Consider the following 19,883-nt stretch of genomic DNA (forward strand, 5'->3'; position numbering starts at 1 on the left):
CCACGATGGCGGACGTCGCCGCGAAGGCGGGCGTGTCCAGGGCGCTCGTCCCGATCGTCCTCCGCGGCCGGCCGGGCGCGAGCCGGGGAGACCCGGGAACGCGTCCTGCGCGTCGCCGACGCCCCGAGGCCGAGCGGCTCGGCTACGACGTCCTGCTCTCGGCGGCGGCCCAGGGCCGCAGCGAGGCCAAGGCGGTCGAGGCGCTGCTGGCTCACCGCTGCGAGGCGCTGATCCTGCTGGGGTCCGACGCCGAGCCCGTCCATCTCGACGAGCTCGGGCGGCGCACGGCCACCGTGTCGGTCAGCCGGCGGGCGCCGGGTGCCCGCGTGGACTTCGTGCACAGTGCCGAGGGCAAGGGGATCCGGCAGGTGATGGACTACCTGGTCGAGCTGGGGCACCGCAGGATCGTGCACATCGACGGCGGCCGGGCACCCGGTTCGGCCGAGCGGCGGCGCTCGTACCGGGCCGCGATGCGCCGGCACGGCTGATGCCGATCGGCCTGACCACGGTCCGCCAGGACGCGGTCCTGACGGCCGAGCACGCGGTGCGGTTCGCCGTGGAACGGCTGGAAACCCCGGAACTGGAGCCTCGGGAGGCGGTGCTGGACCCGAGGCTGGTGGTACGGGGGACCAGCGGACCGGCGCCGACGGCCTGAGCCGCGGCGCCGGACCCCCGGGGAACCGGGCCTAACCGGCCGTGGCGAGGACGACCACGAATCCCGCGTCGGTGTCGGCCCAGACCCGGTCCGCGCTCAGGCCCGCGGCGGTCAGCTCGGCCTTCAGACCGTCCGGGGTGAACTTGGCACTGCGTTCCGTGATCCACTCCTCTCCCGGCTCGAAGTGCACCTTGAGGTCCAGGTCCCCGATCGTGACGCGCTGTTCGGTGAGGCTGCGCAGCCGCATCTCGATGTGCTGTTCGGCCTCGTTCCACACCGCCCGGTGCTCGAAGGCGTCGGGCTCGAAGTCGGCGTCGAGTTCGCGGTTGAGGACGTGGAGGAGGTTCTTGTTGAACGCGGCCGTCACACCCTCGACGTCGTCGTAGGCGGCGATCATCTCGTCCGTGTCCTTGACCAGGTCGGCGCCCAGGAGCAGGAAGTCCTCGGGGCGCATGATGCCGTGGAGCGCGCGCAGGAACGGGACGCGGGTGGGGCCGCGGAAGTTGCCCAGCGTGCTGCCGATGAAGGCGATCAGACGCGGGTCGCGGTCCGGGAGTCCGGGCAGGGCCAGCGGGGCGGTGAAGTCGGCGCGCAGGGCGTGCAGCCGGAGCTCCGGGTAGTCCTGGACGAGTTGCGCGGCGGCCTGGTGGAGGGCGTCCGCGCTGACGTCGACCGGGATGTAGTGGAGGCCCGCGGGGCCGAGTGCCTCCAGGATCAGCTGGGTCTTGGTGCTGCTGCCCGAACCGAGTTCCACGAGGCTGCGGGCCCCGGTGCGCGAGGCGATGTCACGGGCGTGCCGCTGGAACAGGCCCAGTTCCGCGCGCCACAGCGGGTACTCCTTGAGCTGGGTGATCTCCTCGAAGAGTTCGCTGCCCCGGGCGTCGTAGAACCAGGTGGGGGAGGTGGACTTCGGGGTGCTGGTCAGGCCCTTGCGGATGTCTGCGCGCAGCGCCGTGGCGTAGTGCTCGGCGTCCAGGGTGTCGGTGTAGCCGTAGCTGGGGCTGAACTGTGACGGGCTCACGTGCGGGGCTCCTTGGGTGGTGCGGGTACCGCGTCCGCCTCTGGGTCCTTGAGGGGGGTGAGCAGGACGTCGGTTCGGCTTGCTGTGAGGAGGGTGCGGTCGGGGACCTCCTGCCAGTGCGGATCGTCGTCGTACGGTTCGGAGGCCACGACCGTGCTCCGGCCGGGCTCGGTCAGGTACCAGAGGGAGTCGCCCCAGGCCGTGGCGGTGATCGTCGCGCCGTCGGTGAGCAGCAGGTTGAGGCGGGAGCCGGGGGCCGCCGCGGCGACCTCCAGGACGGTGTCGGTCAGGGCCTGCCCCTCCGGGTCCCCGGCGCGCAGCCGGGCCAGGATCAGCGCCCACACGAACGCGGAGTCGTTGCGGGCCTCCATCGACAGCACCTCGGCCGGCGGCAGGGTGCGGACCAGGGACTGAAGGGAGTGCGGCCAGCCGGTGACGGCGCCGTTGTGGCTGAACAGCCAGGTCCCCGCGGCGAACGGCGCCGCCGCGGCCTCCGCGTCCGCCCCGGCGAGCGTGGCGTCCCGTACGGCGGCCAGCAGCGCGCCGGAGCGGACCACCCGCGCGAGGTCGGCGAAGGACAGATCGGCCCAGATCGGCCCGGCCCGGCGGTAGCGGGCCGGCACCGGGTCGCCCTCGGCATACCAACCCACGCCGAAACCATCGGCGTTGACCGTCCCGTACCGCTGCCGCCGGGGTGCCCAGGACTGGCGGTACAGACCGTGCGGGGGTGCCACGAGGCACCGGCCCAGTGGCTCCTCCGGGCCCACGTAAGCGATATGACGGCACATCAGACGGTCTCCGGGTGGGCCGAGCGGGCCGTGCGGAACCCGGAGAAGATCTGCCGCCGGATCGGATAGTCCCAGTTGCGGAACGTACCCCGGCAGGCCACCGCGTCCACGGCGAACGAACCGCCGCGCAGCACCTTGTACTCGGGGCCGAAGAACACCTCCGAGTACTCCTTGTACGGGAACGCCCGGAACCCGGGGTAGGGGAGGAAGTCGCTCGACGTCCACTCCCAGACGTCGCCGATCAACTGGCGTACCCCGAGCGGGGATTCGCCCTGCGGGTAGCTGCCGGCGGGGGCCGGGCGCAGATGGCGCTGGCCGAGGTTGGCGTGTTCGGGGGCGGGGTCGCTGTCGCCCCACGGGTAGCGCGTCGAGCCGCCGGTCGCCGGGTCGAAGCGGGCCGCCTTCTCCCACTCGGGCTCGGTGGGCAGCCGGCGTCCGGCCCAGCGGGCGTAGGCGTCGGCCTCGTACCAGCTCACGTGCAGCACCGGCTCGTCGGGCGGCACGACCTCGGTGACACCGAAGCGGCGGCGCAGCCACCGGCCCTCGGTGCCGCTGCCGTCGCGGTGCCAGAACAGCGGGGCGTGGATGCCGTGTTCGCGGATGTGCGCCCAGCCCTCCCGCGTCCACCAGCGTTCGTTGTCGTAGCCGCCGTCGTCGATGAACGCCCGGTAGGCGGCGTTGGTCACCGGGGTGGTGTCGATGTGGAAGGGCGCCACCTCGCGCCGGTGCGCGGGGCGTTCGTTGTCCAGGGCCCAGGGTTCGGCGGAGGTGCCCATGATGAACGGGCCGCCGGGGACCAGGACTTCGGCCGGGCCGGTGGACAGCGGGGCCGGCTCCGGGTCGGGCGCGGTCAGGGCCGGGGGGCCGATGCGGAGCTGATGGGTGATCAACATCGTCTCGTCGTGCTGCTGTTCGTGCTGGGCGATCATCCCGAAGGCGAATCCGGCCTCGGTGAGCCGGGTGCCGTGGAAGTCGGCGGACTCCAGCAGGTCCAGCACCCGCCCCCGTACCTCCGCCGCGTACCCGCGGGCCTCGGCGGGCGGCAGCAGGGGCAGTTTGGGCCGTTCGGAGCGGGGGTGCTCGAAGGCGTCGTACAGGCCGTCGATCTCGGGGCGGATCGCCTCCCGGCCGGCCACCGTGCGCAGCAGCCAGAGTTCCTCCTGGTTGCCGATGTGCGCGAGGTCCCACACCAGCGGGGACATCAGCGGGGAGACCTGGGCCGTGAGGTCGGGATCCTCGACGCAGCTGGTCAGAAGGGTGGTCCGGTCCCGGGCGGTGGTGAGGGACGCGAGCGCGCGGGCGCGCAGGGTCTCGGCGTCGGGGGCGGTTTCGGACAGGGTTCCGGTGTCCGGGGCGGTCTTGTGCCCGGTGTCCGGGGTGGTCTCGGTCATCGGCGGAGGTCCTTCCCGTACGCGCGGGTGTCCGTGCCGCGCAGGCGGTCGAGCTGGTCGTCGGCGGGCGTGCGGCCCCGCAGGACATGGCGGTCGCGGTACTCGGCGACCGCGTCCAGGACGGCCTCTCCCGCGCCCAGGCGGGGCAGGGCGTCGAGGGCGGCCGCGAAACAGACGACCGCGGCCTCGTGCAGCTCGGGGTCGGTCAGTCCGTGGCGGGCCGCGTCGGTCCACAGCGGGTTGTGCGGCGCCGGCAGCGGCACGGCCCGCTCGGCCAGCGGCTTCACGGTGCGGTAGGCGGTCTCGGCCGCCTCGGGGTCGTCGAACAGGGCCGTCGCCACCGCGAGCGGCACGATCCAGCCGTCGTCACCGGGTTGCGCGTCGATCATCCGCAGTTCCAGGTGGCCGCGTGGTCTGACCGGCGGGAACAGGGTGGTCATGTGGTAGTCGAGGTCCTCCCGGGTCGGTACCCCGGTACGGGTCCACTCGCGGAACGTCAGCCGCTCGGGCACCTCCCAGGGGCCGCCGTCGCGCCGCAGGCACATCACCGGCGCGTCCAGCACATGGCGGGCCCAGGCCGCCCGCGGCTCGACGTCCAGCGGGGGTCCGCCCGCGCGGGCGGCGCCGATCTCCGTCCACAGCAGCTGCCGGGTGGACCGCCAGCCCGTGGGTTCGCCATTGAGCAGCGGGGAGTTGGCGAACGCGGCCACCAGTACCGCGCCCAGCAGGTGCGAGAGCCGCCAGCGCCGCCCGTGGCCCAGCGGGCCGGGCTCCTCGTATCCGGCGTCCAGGCAGACCTGCACGGAGGCCGAGGTGCACATCATGGCCCGGCCGGCCGGGCCGGTGCGGTCCAGGCAGGCCTCCATGGCGTCGTAGCGCGGCTCGCGCAGATACCGGCGGGGGCTGTGCCAGGGATCCGTGCCGAGGCCGACGAGGGCGAGGCCGAGTTCGCGCAGGACCGCGCGGACGGCGTCCAGGTCGGCGGAGACGGTGCCGACACACTCCATCAGGGAGGCGGCGGGCGGCGAGCTGAGCTCCAGCTGGCCGCCGGGTTCGACGGTGAGCGCCGACCCTAGGGGCACGGTCTCCAGTGCGGCGTAGGCCGCCGCGAGTCGTTCGGGTGTCACGGGGAGCCGCGGACCGCGCAGCTCGTGCACCAGCCATTCCACCTCGACTCCGACGGTGCGGGGCGGGCCGGTCTTGAAGCAGATACCCCTGACCAGGGCCTCCACCTCGGCTTCGGAGAGGGACGTACGGGGCTTCGTACAGTCGACGTCTTCGTAACTCTCGGTACAGTCGCTGGCCGAATCTGACATGTCGGGATCCTCCTGAGGTTCCACCATGCCACCGGACCGGCTTCGGGGCCGCCGGACCGGCGTCACACCTGTCCCACCCAAGACCCTCGATCCGAATCGCACAAGGGTGCAAATCGGTGCTCACCGCGTCGGGAACCCTCGAATCCGTGCCCCTTGCACGGTGTTTCCTGGAAGTTCTCCAGGTGTTCCCGGTGCCGGAAAAAACTCTTTGCACCGTGGGTCCGGCGTCGGTGACGATGCGTGTATGAGCACAACAGCACGCGCGGTCATGGCGTCCACGGGGGTGGCGCCATGAGCGCGCGCCTGCGCGGCATCGCGCGGCAGACGGAGGAGATCGTCGCGGCGGGCGCCTATCGCGCGTCGGACGGCCGCGAGGTGCCCCTGGCGGCGGCGGTCGAGGCCGCCCGGGCCGGGACCCGGATGCTGGGACCGGAGCCGGTTCCGGTACCGGAAACAGCCCCCGTGGCCACGTCCATAGAGGTCACCGGTGAGAGCAGCCTGGAGGCCGCCCGTCGGCTCGCGGACGCGCCGGTCGCCGTCCTGAACTTCGCCTCCGCCAGGAACCCCGGCGGCGGCTTCCGCAACGGCGCCCAGGCGCAGGAGGAGGCCCTGTGCCGCGCCTCCGCGCTGTACACGTGCCTGCTGCGGGCTCCCGAGTTCTACGACCATCACCGCGCCGACCGCGACCCGTTCTACTCGGACCGGGTCATCCACTCACCGGCCGTCCCCGTCTTCCGGGACGACCGGGGCCGGCTCCTCGACGAGCCGTACACCGCCGGGTTCCTGACCTCCGCCGCGCCCAACGCGGGCGTGGTGCTGAGCAGGACGCCCGAGCGCGTGCCCGGACTGCCGGGCGCCTTGGCCGTCCGCGCCGAGCGGGTGCTGGAGACGGCCGTCGCGCACGGCTACCGGCGGCTGGTGCTGGGAGCGTGGGGCTGCGGAGTGTTCCGCAACGACCCCGCGCAGGTGGCGGAGGCGTTCCGGACCCTCCTCGGACCCGGCGGCCGCTTCGAGCGGACGTTCGAGCATGTGGTGTTCGGGGTGCTCGACCGTACGCCCGGCAGCGCGGTGCGGGGCGCTTTCGAGAAGGTGTTCGCCCGAACGGGTGCTCAGGTCCAGCCGTAGCGCTCGTGCAGCCGCTGCCGCACGAGGTTGAACCGCCCCCGGTCGATGGCGCACGCCTCCCGGCGCATCCCGTCCTCGTGCAGCCGCAGCACCCGGTCGACATCGACCCAGGAGTCCCGCCCGCTGCGGTCCCAGGGACCGCTGCCGATACCGACCCACTCCCGGTCGCCGTCGTGACGCTTGCTGGACAGCTGTACGGCGAGCAGGGTGCCGGCCGCCTCACGGGCGACGACCAGCACCGGGCGGTCCTTGCCCCGGCCGTCGTTCTCCTCGAAGGGCACCCAGGTCCAGACGATCTCACCGGGATCGGGGTCGCCGTCGTGCGCGGGCGAGTACTCGGTGCGCACCCGGCCGACCTCGCGGGGGTCGGCCTCGGTGGTGGCGGAGGGGCCGTGGCGGCCCGGGACGTTCTCATCGGTAAACGCGGTCACGGGGGCACCTTACGGGCTGCCCCCGCGACCGCGTTCGCCCCCTCGGCTCACTTGTCGTCGACGGGCACCTTCTGCGACGGCGGCGGGGTCGCCGTCCCGTTGAGCGACGGAGCACCTGCCGGGGCCTGCCCGTTCTGGCTCATGGACGCCAGCAGCTGACGTGCGAGGCCCAGCCCGGACCCGCCCATGGTGAGCGCCTTCGCGAACAACTCGCCCATGCCGTCGGCGCCGTTGAGCAGCACCATGTTGTCGACGTTGCCGAACGCGGACGCGCCCGCCTGGACGATCTCCGGCCACTTCTCGGCGAGTTGCTGGGCGATCACCGCCTCCTGGTTCTCGGCGAGGGCGGCGGCGCGGGCCTTGATGGCCTCCGCCTCGGCAAGACCCTGCGCCTTGGCCGCCTCGGCCTCCGCCAGACCCTTGGCCTGCGCGGCGGCGGCCTCGGCCTCACCGGTCGCCCGGGTGGCCGCGGCACTGGCCACGCCCCGGGCCTTGGTGGCCTCGGCCTCGGCGCCCGCGGCCGCCTTCACCCGCGTCGCCTCGGCCGCGGCGGCCAGCTCCGTCTCCTTCGCCTTGGCCTCGGCCGCCGAGATCCGGGCGTCACGCTCGGCCTCGGCCAGCGTGCGCTTCTCGTACGCCTTGGCGTCCGCCGGCTTGCGGACATCGGCCTGGAGCTGCTGCTCACGCCGGTGCGCCTCCAGCTCGACCACCCGGGTCTCCTGGACGACGACCTCCTGCCGGGCCCCCGCCTCGGCGAGCGGACCCGCCTGACGCGCGCTCGCCGCCGCCTTGTCCCGCTGGGCCTGGTAACCGGCCTGCAGGATCTCGCTGTCCCGGGTGGCCTCCGCCATCCGGGCGAACGAGGCCTGCTCCGCCTCCGTGGCGAGCCGGTTCGCCTCCGCCTGCGCGATACGCGCGTCCCGCTGCACGGCCGCCGCGTGCGGCATCGCCAGGTTCTGGATGTACCCGGTCGGGTCCTCGATCTCGTGGATCTGCAGCGAGTCCACGATCAGACCCAGCTTCTCCATCTCCGTACCGCAGGCGGCACGGGTCTGCCCCGTGAGCTTCTCCCGGTCCCGGATCATGTCCTCGACCGTCAACCCGCCCACGATGGACCGCAGATGACCGGCGAACACGTTGTGCACCCGCTCCGACATCAGCTTCTGCTGGTCGAGGAAGCGCCGGGCCGCGTTGGCGATCGACACGAAGTCGTCGCCCACCTTGAAGATGACCACGCCCCGCACCTTGAGCGGAATGCCCTGGTGCGTCACGCAGTCCACGTGCAGTTCGGTCTCGTTCAGGTCGAGCGACAGCTTGCGCACCACCTGCACACCGGGCGTGACGAGCGTGCCGCGCCCCGTGACGATGCGGAAGCCCATGCCCTCCTCGAGCCCCTCCATACGGTGCTTGGAGCCGGAGATGACGAGTGCCTCGTTGGGCTCCGCCACCCGCCACATCATCTTGAACAGACCGATCAGAACGAGAACGGCGACAACCGCCGCCCCCGCAACGACGCCGACAACCATCGGCATACGCCCCCTTTGGATGGTGCCCTTTCGGCACCGAACGAAGGGAGTGTGCGCCTGCGCGCGCCCCGGTCCAAGGCGCTGACGAATCCTTGTTGCAATCTTGACGCATAACAGGACGTCACGTGACGTACGAGGTCAACCGTCGTACGCCGCTGTGACATACACGGTCCTGGGCGGCAGGTACTCCACCACCATCACCACCGTGCCGCTCTCGATACGGCCCGTGCCGTTCGCCGGATACGCCAGGAAGTGCTCGGCCCCGCCCCGCACCCGGACGATCACCTCGCCGACCAGCCCGGGCCCGACCGTACCGGTGACCCGCCCCATGAGCCCGACCATCGACGCATCGTCCATCGTCACAGGGTACGGGCCGGTCACACGGCCGGGGAGTCCGCGACGAGCGGCTTCGGCCACCGCTCGTGCCAGCGCAGCTCCGCCTCCAGCTGTGCGGCGAGCGACAGCAGCAGCGGCTCGCTGTCCGCCGGGCCCAGCAGCTGCGCTCCGACCGGCAGTCCGCCGGGCGTGAAACCGGCCGGCACATTGACGCCCGGCCAGCCCAGCACGTTCCACGGCCAGGCGTACGGACACGCGGCGATCATCGCGCGGTCGGTGGCGAACCCGCTCAGGTGCAGCATCGCCCCGATGAGCGGCGGGGGAGCGGCCGTGGTGGGCGCGAGGACGACGTCGTACGACGTGAAGAAGGCGCCGATACGGCGGTGCAGGGCCGCTTCCGCGCGCCGCGCCGCACGCAGCGGGGCGCCGCCGAGCAGCCGGCCGAGCCGGGCCGAGCCATGCGTGCGCCGGTCCAGGAGCGCGGGGAACGGCGCCTCCGCGACCCGCTCGGCGACGCCCGCGGTCGCCCGGGGCAGGAAGGTGAGCCCGATCTGTCCGTACGGCGGATCGGCCTCCTCGACGTGATGCCCCAAGTCGGCGAGTTTTCCGGCGAGTTCGACGACCCGTACCCGCACCTCGGGGTCCAGCCGGGCGGGCACCGCGGTGAACGGCGGCTTCAGCGAGAGCGCGATCCGCAGCCGGCCGGGGTCACGGCCCACGGCCGCCGAGGCGTCGATGGCGGCCGGCCGGTGCGGGTCGAGGTCGTGGTTGCCGCTCGCCGCGTCGAGCAGCAGGGCGGCGTCCGCGACCGTACGGGCCAGGGTGCCGTTGACGGTGATGCCGTGGAAGGACTCGCCGCGCGGCCAGGTGGAGACGCGCCCGCGCTGCGGTTTGACGCCGACGAGATGCGTCCAGGCGGCCGGGATGCGTACCGAACCGGCGCCGTCCGAGCCGAGCGCGGCCGGTACCAGCCCCGCGGCGACCGCCGCGGCCGAGCCGCCGGAGGAGCCGCCCGGGCTGTGCCCGTGGTGCCACGGGTTGCGGGTGTCACCGAACGCGGGCCCCTCGGTGAACGGCCACTGGCCCAGCTCGCAGGTGTTGGTCTTGCCGACGATCACGGCTCCGGCCGCGCGCAGCCGCCTCACCGCCTCGCCGTCCTCGGCCACCGGCGGGTGGTCACCCGGGCAGCCGAACGCCGTCGGCTCGCCCGCGACGTCCATGTCGTCCTTCACCGCGACCGGCACCCCGAGCAGCGCACGCCGTTCTCCCCGGGCCAACTCCCGGTCGGCGGCGTCCGCTTCGGCGAGTGCGGCCTCCTCGCGCACGATCCGGAAGGCGTTGAGGGAGTCCTGGGTGGCCGCGATGCGCGCGAGGGCCCGCTCGACGAGCCGGCGGGACGTCACCTCCCCGGCGGCCAGGGCGCGGGCGGACTCGGCCAGGCCTTGGGCACGGTCGAGCGTCATGCGGGACCACCTCCGGTACACGATGTCTACCGGAGAGTAACCCTGGGTTGGCCGGTGGCGTACAGATTTCGCACAGGTGTCGTCCAGTCTCGTGCAAACCGTTGACGTGCACCTGCCTCCCCTCTACTTTCTGCTCGCCTTCTCGAACCGCGTTCGACATGTCGGACGTCCATGAGTCCCACGTCATGAATCCCACGTCATGAGTCCCACGTCATGAAACCCAGGGAGAGCCGCCCGTGACCACACGTCCCCCCACCCCCTCCCGTCGCGCCCTGCTCCGGGCGATGGCCGCCCTGCCCGTGTCGGCCGTCGCCCTGGGCGGACTGCCCGGACTCCTCGGCACGGCCTCGGCCGCCGCCCCCGCGAGCGGCTCCGCCACCCGCTACACGATCGTGCCGTTCCTCAACAGCGACGACGGGACGGTGAACGTCTACCAGTCCGACGACGCCACCGACTTCCGGCTGGTGAAGTCCTCGGCCTACACCCCGCCGAGCAACCGCATCCGCGACGCCAGCGTCCTCAAGCACACCGACGGCTACTACTACGTCACCTACACCACCCACACCTGGCAGGACGTCAGCACAACCATCGGCTTCGCCCGCAGCGCCGACCGCGCCAACTGGACGTTCCTGTACGACTACACGGTCCCAATCACCAACCTCTCCCGCGCCTGGGCGCCGGAGTGGTTCGTCGACAGCGACGGCAGCGTCAACATCATCGTGTCCTGCTCGGTCACCAGCGACGAGTGGATCTTCACGCCCTATCGGCTGAGGGCCACCAACTCCGCTCTCACGGCGTGGAGTTCACCGGTCGCGCTGTCCGGCATCGGCTCCAACCACATCGACACGTACATCGTGAAGTCCGGCTCGACCTACCACGCCTTCACCAAGAACGAGACGGCGAAGTACATCGAGTACGCGACGGCGTCGAGCCTCACCGGCCCGTACACGATCTCGAAGACCGGCGACTGGGCAGGCTGGGGCAGCTACCGCGAGGGCCCGTCCGTGATCCAGCTCGACAACGGCGCCTGGCGGATCTTCTTCGACGGCTACGGCGACGGCACCTACTACTACAGCGACAGCTACGACACCTTCGCCACCTGGAGCACGCCCAAGGCTTTGCCCGCGATCTCGGGCACCGCACGCCACTTCACGGTGATCAAGGAGACGGTGTCCGGCGGCCCGAGCATCACCAAGAACGCGACGCGCTCCTTCCGGTCCGCCAACTACACCACCCGCTACTGGCAGGAGCAGTCCGCGCTGCTCAACCTCCCCGTGGTCACCAGCGCCGGCACCACCGCCGAGAAGCAGGCCGCCACGTTCACGGTGGTCGCGGGACTGGCGGACGCCAACGGCTACTCCTTCCGCGACGCGGCCGGCAACTACCTGCGCCACTACGACTACCGCGCCCGCTTCGACGCCAACGACGGCACGTCCACCTTCGCCAAGGACGCCACCTTCGTCGCCCGCACCGGCACGACGAGCACCGCGGTGCGCTTCGAGTCGTACAACTACCCCGGCTACTACCTGCGCCACTACAACTACCAACTCCGCCTGGAGATCACGGACGGCACGGACCTGTTCCGCCAGGACAGTTCCTTCGTACCGGTGACGCCCTGGGCCTGACCTGCACCCCTGCTGGCGTTCGCGGTCTCGTCGGCCGCGAACGCCGCCGCGATCACCTCACTCGCGGAAGTTCGCCGACGCCACACTGCACGACTGCCGGAATTCTCCACCTCCAGTGCCCGCACCACAGTCAGCGGCGGTCGCACGTCTTGACCCCCGTTGCGATTCACGCCTACGCTCCTGCTGCAAACATCGGATGCCTTCTTGAAGTCGGAAGGCTCGATTGGTGTTCCAAGGTCGTCTGCCAGTCGCACCCGCCATCGCGGCGACATTGGCTTGATGGCCTATCCGAACTGCGAGAACACCCTGGGCAACGTGCTCTGGCCGGGGCAGGGACTCATTCTACAGCTGGCCACGTGGTCGCCAGCCGGATGCTCGGAGATCCGATGACTAGCTTGGTTCGTTTGGCCTCCGGCTTTACCGCAGCCCTGCTCGTCGGCGCTCTCGGCACCGTGGCCTCCTCCGCCGCGCCCGCGCCGCCCCCTGTGCTGCTCCACGCGGCACCGGACGGATCCGGATCGGCGTGCACCCTGTCGCGGCCGTGCTCCGTGCTCGGCGCACAGCAACGTGAGAGGCAGGTGCTGGCCGGCAACCAGGGCGCGGGCAGGGACGTCGTCGTAGTGCTGTCCGACGGCACCTACCGGCTCACCGCGCCACTGCGGTTCGGGCCGGCCGACTCCGGCCGGAACGGACATCGGGTGACCTGGACCTCCGCACCTGGCGCTCGACCGGTGCTCAACGGCGCGACACGTGTGAGGGGTTGGCGGCTGACCGATCCGGTGAAGAACGTCTGGTCCGCTCCGATACCCGCGGGCCTCGCCACACGGCAGATCTACGTCGACGGCAAGCAGGCGCCGATCGCGCAGACCACTCCGGATGAGCAGGACGTCACCTTCGCAGCCGCCGACGGCGGTTACACCACCTCGCCGAACTGGGCCGCCGGACTGCGGGACCGGATCGGTGCCGCCGCGATGTCGCGGGTGGAGTTCGTCTACACGGGGAAGAACGGGGACTGGACCGAGTCGCGCTGCCGGGTCGATTCGGTCAGCGGGGCCAACGTGCTGATGCAGCAGCCCTGCTGGCGCAACATCACCAGCCGCCCGGTGTTCACCCAGGCATCCGGAAGCCTGCCCAACATGAAACCGGGCACCGCGCCGACCCGGATGGAGAACGCCTACCCGTTCCTGCACACCGGGCAGTGGTTTCTCGACCCGAAGCGGCATGTGCTGAACTACGTTCCGCTGCCGGGGCAGGACGTGAACCGCCTCGACATCGAGGCGCCTCGCCTGACCTCGCTGGTCACTGGTACCGGCACGCTCGACCGGCCGGTGCACGACATCACCTTCAGGGGGCTGCGGTTCGCGTACGCGACATGGAACGAGCCGAGTTCGGCCGCCGGGTTCGCCGACGTGCAGGACAACCTGCGGCTCACCGGCGACGACCCCACCTACCCGCAGGCGACGTGCACGTTCGGAACCCCGCCGGGAACCTGTCCGTTCGGCTCGTTGACCCGTCAGCCCGGCAATGTGCAGTGGCGTGCCGCGCACGACGTGACCTTCGAACGGAACACGTTCACCGGCCTGGGCGCGGCAGGGCTGGTCTTCGAGTACGGCAGTCGGCACAACACGATTCAGGGCAACGTGTTCAGCGGCATAGCCGGCAACGGCGTGATCCTCGGTGACACCACCGACCCGCACCCGTCCGACGTGGGCGCGGACGACCGGGAGATCAACGAGTACAACACGATCGACAACAACCTGATCGAGCACGTCGGCACCGACTACCCGAGCGCGGCGGCCATCACGCTGTTCTTCACCCAGCACACGTCGGTGACGCACAACGACATCCGGGACGTGCCGTACACCGGGATCAGCGCAGGCGTCATCCAGGGGCACGTCGACAACGTCGACCACCCCGACAACACCACCAACGTCAACAGCGACAACACGATCAGCGCCAACCTGATCCACGGCTTCATGCAGGTACTCAGCGACGGCGGTGCCATCTACGCCGAGGGCCACCAGGGCCGGACCGTCCTCGCCGCCGACGGCTCCGTCGACCGCGCCGCCGGCATCGCGCACGGACTGCACGCCGCGGGCAACGTCGCCTACGACCAGGGCAACGTCAACTTCACCTGGTACGACGACGCGGGCGCGAAGTGGATCAACTGGGACGGCAATGTCGAATGGAACGGCAAGCTGGCACAGGGCGGCTGCCAGACCACCGGGCACTTCGACGTGACGGGCAACTACTCCGCGCAGCCCATCGGCCAGTACCACTGCACGCCGCCCGGCGGCACCGACGTCACCTACACGGACAACAAGACCCTGCCCCTGCGGCCGATGGCGAGCGACCTGCCGTCGGGGACGATACGTGACGCCGGGCTGCAAGACGGCTTCCGGGACCTCGCGACAGACCGGGCCCCGCAGGTCAGCTACGCTCAGGCCGCAGGCGGCACGGTCTTCGTGGCCGGGGACGGGTTCACGGCCGGCACACGGGTGAGCTTCGCCGGAACGCCTGCCGCGACCGTGACGGTGACCTCGCCCGCCTTTCTGACCGCCACCGTGCCATCCGGCACGACGGTGACCTCGGTGACCATCACGACACCCGTCGGCACAGCGTCCCGCGCGGTGCCACCGCCCGATGTCGCCCTGGGCAAACCCGCCGAGCAGTCGTCGACGGTCTCGTCCAACTACCCCGCGAGCTATGCCGTGGACGACGACCTGCGCGACTACGCCGGCACCACGACCGAGGCGCAGCCGTGGTGGCAGGTCGACACGGGAGCCTCCTATCCGATCGACAAGATCGCCGTCCACAACCGGGCGGACTGCTGCGCCGACCGGCTCGCGGACTACTACATCTTCGTGTCCGACACCCCGTTCACATCCACCTCGCTCAGCGACACCCTCACTCAGCCGGGAGTGTGGTGGACACACAAGAGCGAGCAGGCCGGAAGGCCGAGCACGATCGACGTGGGGCGCACCGGTCGGTACGTCCGCGTCCAGCTCGCCGGTACCAACCAACTCGCACTCGCCGAGGTACAGGTCCTGACAGCGCCGCACAACTAGTGTCCTGCTGGCAGTAGTTGATCGGGACACGGCCCGCAAGTGGCGGTCGGCGGCCTCGACGATCGCCCGTAGTGCCGCGACGTACCCCTCGAAGGTGGTACGGCCGTGGTCCGTCAGCCGTACCCTGGTGCGCCGCTTGCGGCCGCCGCCCTCCTTGTGCAGCTCCAGACATCCGGTCTCCTCCAGGGTGTGCAGCTGAGCGACCACCGACAGCCGGGTGGCGGGGTGGATCAGTTCTTCGAAGCCGACGGGAATGCTCGTCGGTCCGCTCCCGCGCCTGCTGCTCCCGTGCCTGCCACCTGTGTGCCGCGGCCCCGCGCCGACCCGGCCACCCAGCGGCTCGTCGGCTCGTCGGCCCGACGAACGGCACGAACACCGTTGCCGAGACCGTGGCCTGGATCAGACTGGCGGACAGCGGGGGAAATGCCCGCCCACGGACTTCTGGAAAGGCTCGGTGGGGTCGGGGACCGGAAACGGAGCATCAGCCACCGCGCCAGTCCCCGCCCCTGCTGGTCAGACCCTGGTCGAGTTCTTCGTGTGTGTCGGGGCCACTGCCGCAGGTCCGGGGGCGGACGTCGGCTCGGGGCCGCCTTCACTGAGGCCTGAAGAAGGACGCGGGCGGTCGGGCTGGTCAGGCTTCCGACGCGGAAGGCTGCGGTTTCGAGCATGGCGGGGTGGTACTCGCGCAGCAGCGAGCGCAGCTCGCTCACGGCGCGGGTCCGGCGCCAGGCTGCGTCCTGGCAGGCCCTGGCCAGGACGGCTATGAGCGGACGAGTTCGCTGTCCTGGGCCGAGGGCCGAGGGCCGGTGGACGTGCGCGTCCGTGCGAAGGGCGGAGGATATCGGCGCCAGTGGTGACGCAGGGTTCACAGCCGGTGCCGGGCTCGTTCGCGTATCCCACTGAGCGGTTCCGGCCGTCACGGGCTCCGGGAGGCCAGGTCATTGGCTCAGGCCAGGTAGGCCCTCGACAGCAGTTCCTCCTCGCCCGCTGTCACAGGTCAAGCAGCAGGTCCCGGACCGCTGCGGGCTGGGACAGGAACGGGTGGTGGCCGGTGTCGAGTTCGACGACGCCGCCGGCCCGGCGGGCGAACTCGCGCTGCAGCCGCGGCGGGGTGCCGCGGTCCTGGGCGCAGACGACGTACGTCGAGGGCACGTGCTGCCATGCGGCCGCCCCGACCGGCTGCCCGGTCACCCGCACGCTCTGCCGGGCGAGGTGGTCCGCCGCCTGCGCCCGGACCTCGGGGTCGCAGTCATGCAGGAACGTGTCCACGAGCAGCTCGGGGCGGACCCCGAACGTGCCGGCGTCGGGGTCGACGTCGAGGAACGGGGCGGGGCCGCCGTCCCCGAACTCCGACAGGCTCTGCCCGACCTCGGGCAGGTAGCTGGAGACCAGCAGCAGGTGGCGTACCGACCCGATTCCCGCGGCGGCTTCCGCGGTGACGATGCCGCCGTAGCTGTGGGCGACCACGACGGTCGGCTCGTCGCCGGCCTGCAGCACCTGCCGCACCGCGGCCACGTCCTCGGACAGCCCCGGGCCGCCGACGCCGCCGGGCAGGCCCGCCTCACCGCAGCTCGGCAGCGCCGGGGCCACGCTCGCCACCCCCCGCTCCCGCAGCAGTTCGGCGGTGCGGTGCCACCACCACGACCCGTCCCGCACACACGCCCCATGCACGAACACGACCCTCATCGCTGCCTCCGCGTCTGTCCTGACTGCCTTTCGATCAACGGTAGACGTAGTCACCGTTACGTGAAAAAGTGAGGACGTGGGCAGACGACCGCAACCGCACATCAAGGAGAGGCTGCTTGATGCCTGCGCCGATCACGCCCTCGCGCACGGCCTCCCCGACCGACTCGAGCCGCTGGCCACCGCCACCGGCACCTCGGCCCGCATGCTGATCTATCACTTCGGCACCCGCGACGCCCTGCTGCGGGCCGTCCTCGGGCGCGCGCGGCAACGTCAGCTCGACACCTTCGGCGACCTCCTGCGGGCGCGACCCGACGAGCCCTACACGGCCACCCTGGATCGCGCCTGGACCTCCATCACCGGCCCGGACGGGCTGCCGTACCTGCGGATGTTCGGTCAGCTGCGTGAGAGTGCGGAGCAGCAGTTGTGGCCCGACTTCCGGCGCACCGCGACGACCGACTGGCTCGGGCCGCTCGAGGACGGCCTGCGCAGCATCGGTCGGCCGGATCTCGCGACCCTCGTTCTCGCCGTCATCCGTGGCCTCCTCATGGACCTCGACGCCACCGGCGACACCACCCGCACCGACCAGGCCTTCCGCGACTTCCTCGGCACGGTCGAGCACCTGTCCAGCGGCTACCGAAGAGCCTGCGCAGGTCAGGACGCGCCTGCAGAGGCACCCTGACCTTTCCGCCAGGACAGTTCCTTCGTGATGGTCGCCGACGCCGGCGAGACGACATGGCAATACCCAAGCCCGGCGACTGCTGTCTCCGCGGACTGATACTGGACGGCCGCCGCGACAGTGGCTCCGGTGCGGGTGCCCTCTGGCGACCGTGCTCAACCGGTCCTAGGATGCGAGGACTTCGCGTCCGGAGGCCGGCCACGGCAGGCAGGCAGGCAGGCGGGCGCCGTCGCCGGAACGGTGGTCGGTCCGCTCCTTCGGTGACGGGCCGTGGGCCGCCCGTACCAGGAAGGCTCAGCCTTGCAGCGCATACCCGCACGACATGGCCTGATCGCCGTGGCCGCTCTCGGTCTCGCCCTCGCGTCCGCTCCCGCCGTCGCCCACGCGCAGGACACGGCGGACACGAACGCCCCGGTCAAGGTGACCCTGACCGTGCAGGGACCGGACGGCCTGCTCTTCAAGGGGAAGATCAGGACCAAGGGGCACGAGGTGACCACCGCCGCGGGCGGCACCCACACATGCGACGGGACCAACGGGGGCGCCAACCCCACCGCCGTTCCCACGCCGACGGCCGCACTCGACGACGCGGCCCGCAAGCGGCACTTCACCTGGGACGGCACCTGGTACGCGTCCTTCGACGACTACTCGGTCGACACGATCAAGGACGTCAGTGGCGGCGGCGTCGCCTACTGGAACATCTCGGTCAACGGCACGTCCACGCCGGTCGGCGGCTGTCAGTTCAAGCTGAACGCCGGGGACAAGGTGGCGTTCACCTGGACTGCATTCTGACCGGTCCGACCGGTCCGTCGGGCCGGCGGGGGAGCGGACGCGCCTCGGCCGCCGTCACCGTCTCCCCGGCCGGTACACCGTGCAGGACATGGGCCAGCACCTCCGCCCCGCGGACCACCCTCGGTCCGGGACGGTTGAAGTAGGACGGCCCGTCCAGGATCCAGACCCGGTCGTCGCGTACGGCCGGCAGCTCCTCCCACCCGGGCAGCCCGGTGAGCAACTCCGCCTCCCGCAGGGTCCGTTCGGGCGGAAAACCGCAGGGCAGGACGAGAAGCACGTCCGGGTGGGCGGCGCGTACCGCCTCCCAGGTCATCGGCTTGGTGTGCTCGCCGGGTGCGGCGAGGAGCGGTTCGCCGCCGGCCGCCGTGATCTGCTCGGGCACCCAGTGCCCGGCGGGCCACAGCGGGTCCAGCCACTCGATCGCCACCACCCGGGGACGGGAACGGGAACGGGCTTGGCCCGCCACCGCCGCGCGTACCCGCTTGAGGCGTGCGGTCAGCTCGGCCCGGCGCCGCTCGGCGCGTTCGCGCACGCCGAGCAGCGCTCCGACGGTGACCAGGCAGTCCAGTACGTCGTCCAGCGTGCGCGGTTCCAGGCTCAGGACGCGGGTGTCGGCGTCGAGCAGTCGCACGGTCCGGCTGACCTTGTCGTAGGAGACGGCGCACACGTCGCACAGGTCCTGGGTGAGCACGACGTCTGGGCGCAGAGCCGCGAGTGCCTCGGTATCCAGGGTGTAGAGCGATGACCCGGAGTGCGCCGATCCGCCGACGGCGTCAGAGATCTCCCGGCTGGTCAGCCTGTCCTGGTCGAGGTCCGCGCCGGTCACCACGGGGACGGACGCCACCTCCCGCGGCGGCCAGTCGCATTCGTGGGTACGGCCGACGAGCTGCGCGGACAGTCCGAGTTCGGCGACGATGTCGGTCGCGGCGGGCAGCAGGGAGACGATGCGCATGCCGCGACCCTACGACTCCGACACCGGCGTCAGGCGCCCCAGCGCACCGCGATCGTGTCGCCGACACCCACGGCCGTCTCCCGCGTGGCGGTGGCGAAGGCTGAGCCGTCGATGCTGACCTTCCAGGTGTTCGAGCCGCTGTTCGCCGGGCCGTTGAGGGCGGTGACGGCACCCGTGCCGGAGGACGGGGTCACGGCGGTCACGCAGCCCGACGGGGAACTCCGACGGCGGGTTCAACGTGGCCAAGGAGGGACAGCGCGGTTCCGACCCGCGGGCGTCCACCCAGGCGGTCGGCGGCCCGACCGGCGTCTCCTTCAGCCAGCGCGGCGCCATGCTCTACAAGCCCAAGCCGGGCAGCGTCGACCTGTGGATCTTCGGAGGCACCGACGTCGAGGGCACCGAGGGACGACCCGAGGTCACCCCCGACCAGCTTCGCGCGCACAACACCCGCCCACCGGGGGAGGTGGGCAGGCCCGCCTCCACCGACAAGGCACCCGCGCTGCCGCCGGACGCCGACACGGACCCGGCACCCGGGCAGCCGAAGACCACGTCCGCGAACCCGAAGCCGAAACCGAAGCCGAAACCGAAGCCGACGAAGCCCAAGCCGAGCACATCACCTTCGCCGACACCGAGCCCAGCGACCAGTGCCGTCGCCGCTCCCCGTTCCGTCCCCACCGTCGTCGACGCCCGGCACGATGCCGGCTCGCTCACGCCCGTGGTCGCCGACGCCACACTCGTCCTCCTGATCGGCGGTGCGGCGGTGTTCGTGGCGCGCCGACGCCGTCGTACCGAGTGACCGCGGTGGCCCGTACGACCGTGGCGGCGCCCCCGACCGGGTCCGGCCCGGCACCGGACCCGGGCGGGCGGCGGCTGCCGCGCATCCTGCACCCGGTGGCCTGATGGGTGTGGGCCCTCGCCCTGACCACCGCCGTCAGCCGCACCAACAACCCGCTGCTGCTGTTCCTCGTCCTCGCCGTCCTCGGCTATGTCGTCACCGCCCGGCGCACCGACCCGCGGTCTGGGCTACCGGGCGAA

The 19,883-nt window shown here is 71.6% G+C and carries 16 protein-coding genes and 4 pseudogenes; 8 read left to right on the top strand and 12 right to left on the bottom strand.

Annotated elements, in window-relative coordinates; all coding sequences use genetic code 11:
* The first annotated feature begins 5 nt into the window (after positions 1-5).
* Positions 6-655 (top strand): annotated as a pseudogene (locus tag ACFPIH_RS38845) (LacI family DNA-binding transcriptional regulator).
* A gap of 31 nt (positions 656-686) precedes the next feature.
* On the opposite strand, the gene egtD reads toward ACFPIH_RS38845, so the two are convergent.
* The 4 genes from egtD to egtA are packed head-to-tail and all read right to left on the bottom strand — an operon-like array spanning position 687 to position 5,171.
* Positions 687-1,676, bottom strand: a complete 990-nt coding sequence (egtD, locus tag ACFPIH_RS38850) for an L-histidine N(alpha)-methyltransferase (RefSeq protein WP_381182712.1) — start codon at positions 1,674-1,676, stop codon at positions 687-689.
* Positions 1,673-2,464 carry an ergothioneine biosynthesis protein EgtC gene (gene egtC / locus ACFPIH_RS38855; RefSeq protein WP_381182714.1) on the bottom strand — a complete coding sequence of 264 codons (792 nt, stop codon included), beginning with the start codon at positions 2,462-2,464 and terminating at the stop codon, positions 1,673-1,675. The genes egtD and egtC overlap by 4 nt, the downstream gene beginning before the upstream one ends.
* Entirely contained in the window at positions 2,464-3,855 is a 1,392-nt protein-coding gene (gene egtB, locus ACFPIH_RS38860) for an ergothioneine biosynthesis protein EgtB (RefSeq protein WP_381182715.1), read from the bottom strand. The genes egtC and egtB overlap by 1 nt, the downstream gene beginning before the upstream one ends.
* Positions 3,852-5,171: an ergothioneine biosynthesis glutamate--cysteine ligase EgtA gene (gene egtA, locus ACFPIH_RS38865; protein ID WP_381182716.1), complete on the bottom strand. Its 1,320-nt coding sequence runs from the start codon at positions 5,169-5,171 to the stop codon at positions 3,852-3,854. Before egtA ends, egtB begins: the two co-directional genes overlap by 4 nt.
* 291 nt (positions 5,172-5,462) lie before the next feature.
* On the opposite strand from egtA, the gene ACFPIH_RS38870 reads away from it, so the two are divergent.
* Positions 5,463-6,296 (top strand): TIGR02452 family protein, encoded by an 834-nt coding sequence (locus ACFPIH_RS38870; protein WP_381182718.1) that lies wholly within the window; start codon positions 5,463-5,465, stop codon positions 6,294-6,296.
* Here the strand turns inward: ACFPIH_RS38870 and ACFPIH_RS38875 are convergent.
* The 4 genes from ACFPIH_RS38875 to ACFPIH_RS38890 form a co-directional block, all read right to left on the bottom strand.
* On the bottom strand, positions 6,281-6,727 hold the full coding sequence (locus tag ACFPIH_RS38875) for a type II toxin-antitoxin system PemK/MazF family toxin (protein ID WP_381182720.1): 447 nt from the start codon (positions 6,725-6,727) through the stop codon (positions 6,281-6,283). The two genes, ACFPIH_RS38870 and ACFPIH_RS38875, sit on opposite strands and share 16 nt — an antisense overlap.
* 47 nt (positions 6,728-6,774) lie before the next feature.
* A complete protein-coding gene (locus ACFPIH_RS38880; RefSeq protein WP_381182722.1) occupies positions 6,775-8,259 on the bottom strand; it encodes a flotillin family protein in 1,485 nt (494 codons plus the stop codon).
* 132 nt (positions 8,260-8,391) lie between these two features.
* Entirely contained in the window at positions 8,392-8,610 is a 219-nt protein-coding gene (locus tag ACFPIH_RS38885) for a hypothetical protein (protein ID WP_381182724.1), read from the bottom strand.
* Positions 8,611-8,630: 20 nt separating this feature from the next.
* Positions 8,631-10,052, bottom strand: coding sequence for an amidase (locus ACFPIH_RS38890; RefSeq protein ID WP_381182726.1), 1,422 nt, complete (start codon positions 10,050-10,052; stop codon positions 8,631-8,633).
* Between the two features lie 236 nt (positions 10,053-10,288).
* On the opposite strand from ACFPIH_RS38890, the gene ACFPIH_RS38895 reads away from it, so the two are divergent.
* Complete coding sequence (locus tag ACFPIH_RS38895) at positions 10,289-11,677, top strand: glycoside hydrolase family 43 protein (RefSeq protein WP_381182728.1); 1,389 nt, start codon at positions 10,289-10,291, stop codon at positions 11,675-11,677.
* 404 nt (positions 11,678-12,081) lie between these two features.
* Complete coding sequence (locus ACFPIH_RS38900; protein WP_381182730.1) at positions 12,082-14,745, top strand: galactose-binding domain-containing protein; 2,664 nt, start codon at positions 12,082-12,084, stop codon at positions 14,743-14,745.
* A gap of 117 nt (positions 14,746-14,862) precedes the next feature.
* Here ACFPIH_RS38900 and ACFPIH_RS38905 read toward each other — a convergent pair.
* Both ACFPIH_RS38905 and ACFPIH_RS38910 read right to left on the bottom strand, forming a co-directional pair.
* Positions 14,863-14,952 (bottom strand): annotated as a pseudogene (locus ACFPIH_RS38905) (transcriptional regulator); the annotation flags it as partial.
* A 783-nt stretch (positions 14,953-15,735) separates the two neighbouring features.
* Positions 15,736-16,431 (bottom strand): alpha/beta hydrolase, encoded by a 696-nt coding sequence (locus ACFPIH_RS38910; protein WP_381182731.1) that lies wholly within the window; start codon positions 16,429-16,431, stop codon positions 15,736-15,738.
* Between the two features lie 76 nt (positions 16,432-16,507).
* Between ACFPIH_RS38910 and ACFPIH_RS38915 the strand changes: the two genes are divergently transcribed.
* Positions 16,508-17,110 carry a TetR/AcrR family transcriptional regulator gene (locus ACFPIH_RS38915; RefSeq protein WP_381182733.1) on the top strand — a complete coding sequence of 201 codons (603 nt, stop codon included), beginning with the start codon at positions 16,508-16,510 and terminating at the stop codon, positions 17,108-17,110.
* Positions 17,111-17,407: 297 nt separating this feature from the next.
* Positions 17,408-17,896, top strand: coding sequence for a DUF4430 domain-containing protein (locus ACFPIH_RS38920; RefSeq protein WP_381182735.1), 489 nt, complete (start codon positions 17,408-17,410; stop codon positions 17,894-17,896).
* Here ACFPIH_RS38920 and ACFPIH_RS38925 read toward each other — a convergent pair.
* Both ACFPIH_RS38925 and ACFPIH_RS38930 read right to left on the bottom strand, forming a co-directional pair.
* Positions 17,877-18,848: a cobalamin-binding protein gene (locus tag ACFPIH_RS38925; RefSeq protein WP_381182737.1), complete on the bottom strand. Its 972-nt coding sequence runs from the start codon at positions 18,846-18,848 to the stop codon at positions 17,877-17,879. The genes ACFPIH_RS38920 and ACFPIH_RS38925 overlap by 20 nt on opposite strands.
* A 29-nt stretch (positions 18,849-18,877) precedes the next feature.
* Positions 18,878-19,069, bottom strand: a pseudogene (locus ACFPIH_RS38930) (hypothetical protein); the annotation flags it as partial.
* Positions 19,070-19,086: 17 nt separating this feature from the next.
* On the opposite strand from ACFPIH_RS38930, the gene ACFPIH_RS38935 reads away from it, so the two are divergent.
* Together ACFPIH_RS38935 and ACFPIH_RS38940 are read left to right on the top strand one after the other, a co-directional pair.
* Positions 19,087-19,644, top strand: a complete 558-nt coding sequence (locus tag ACFPIH_RS38935; protein WP_381182739.1) for a hypothetical protein — start codon at positions 19,087-19,089, stop codon at positions 19,642-19,644.
* 5 nt (positions 19,645-19,649) lie between these two features.
* Positions 19,650-19,859: pseudogene (locus ACFPIH_RS38940) on the top strand (energy-coupling factor transporter transmembrane protein EcfT); the annotation flags it as partial.
* Positions 19,860-19,883 lie beyond the last annotated feature (24 nt).

The organism is Streptomyces vulcanius (assembly GCF_042653945.1).
In the GTDB taxonomy this organism is placed as follows: Bacteria; Actinomycetota; Actinomycetes; order Streptomycetales; family Streptomycetaceae; genus Streptomyces; species Streptomyces mangrovi.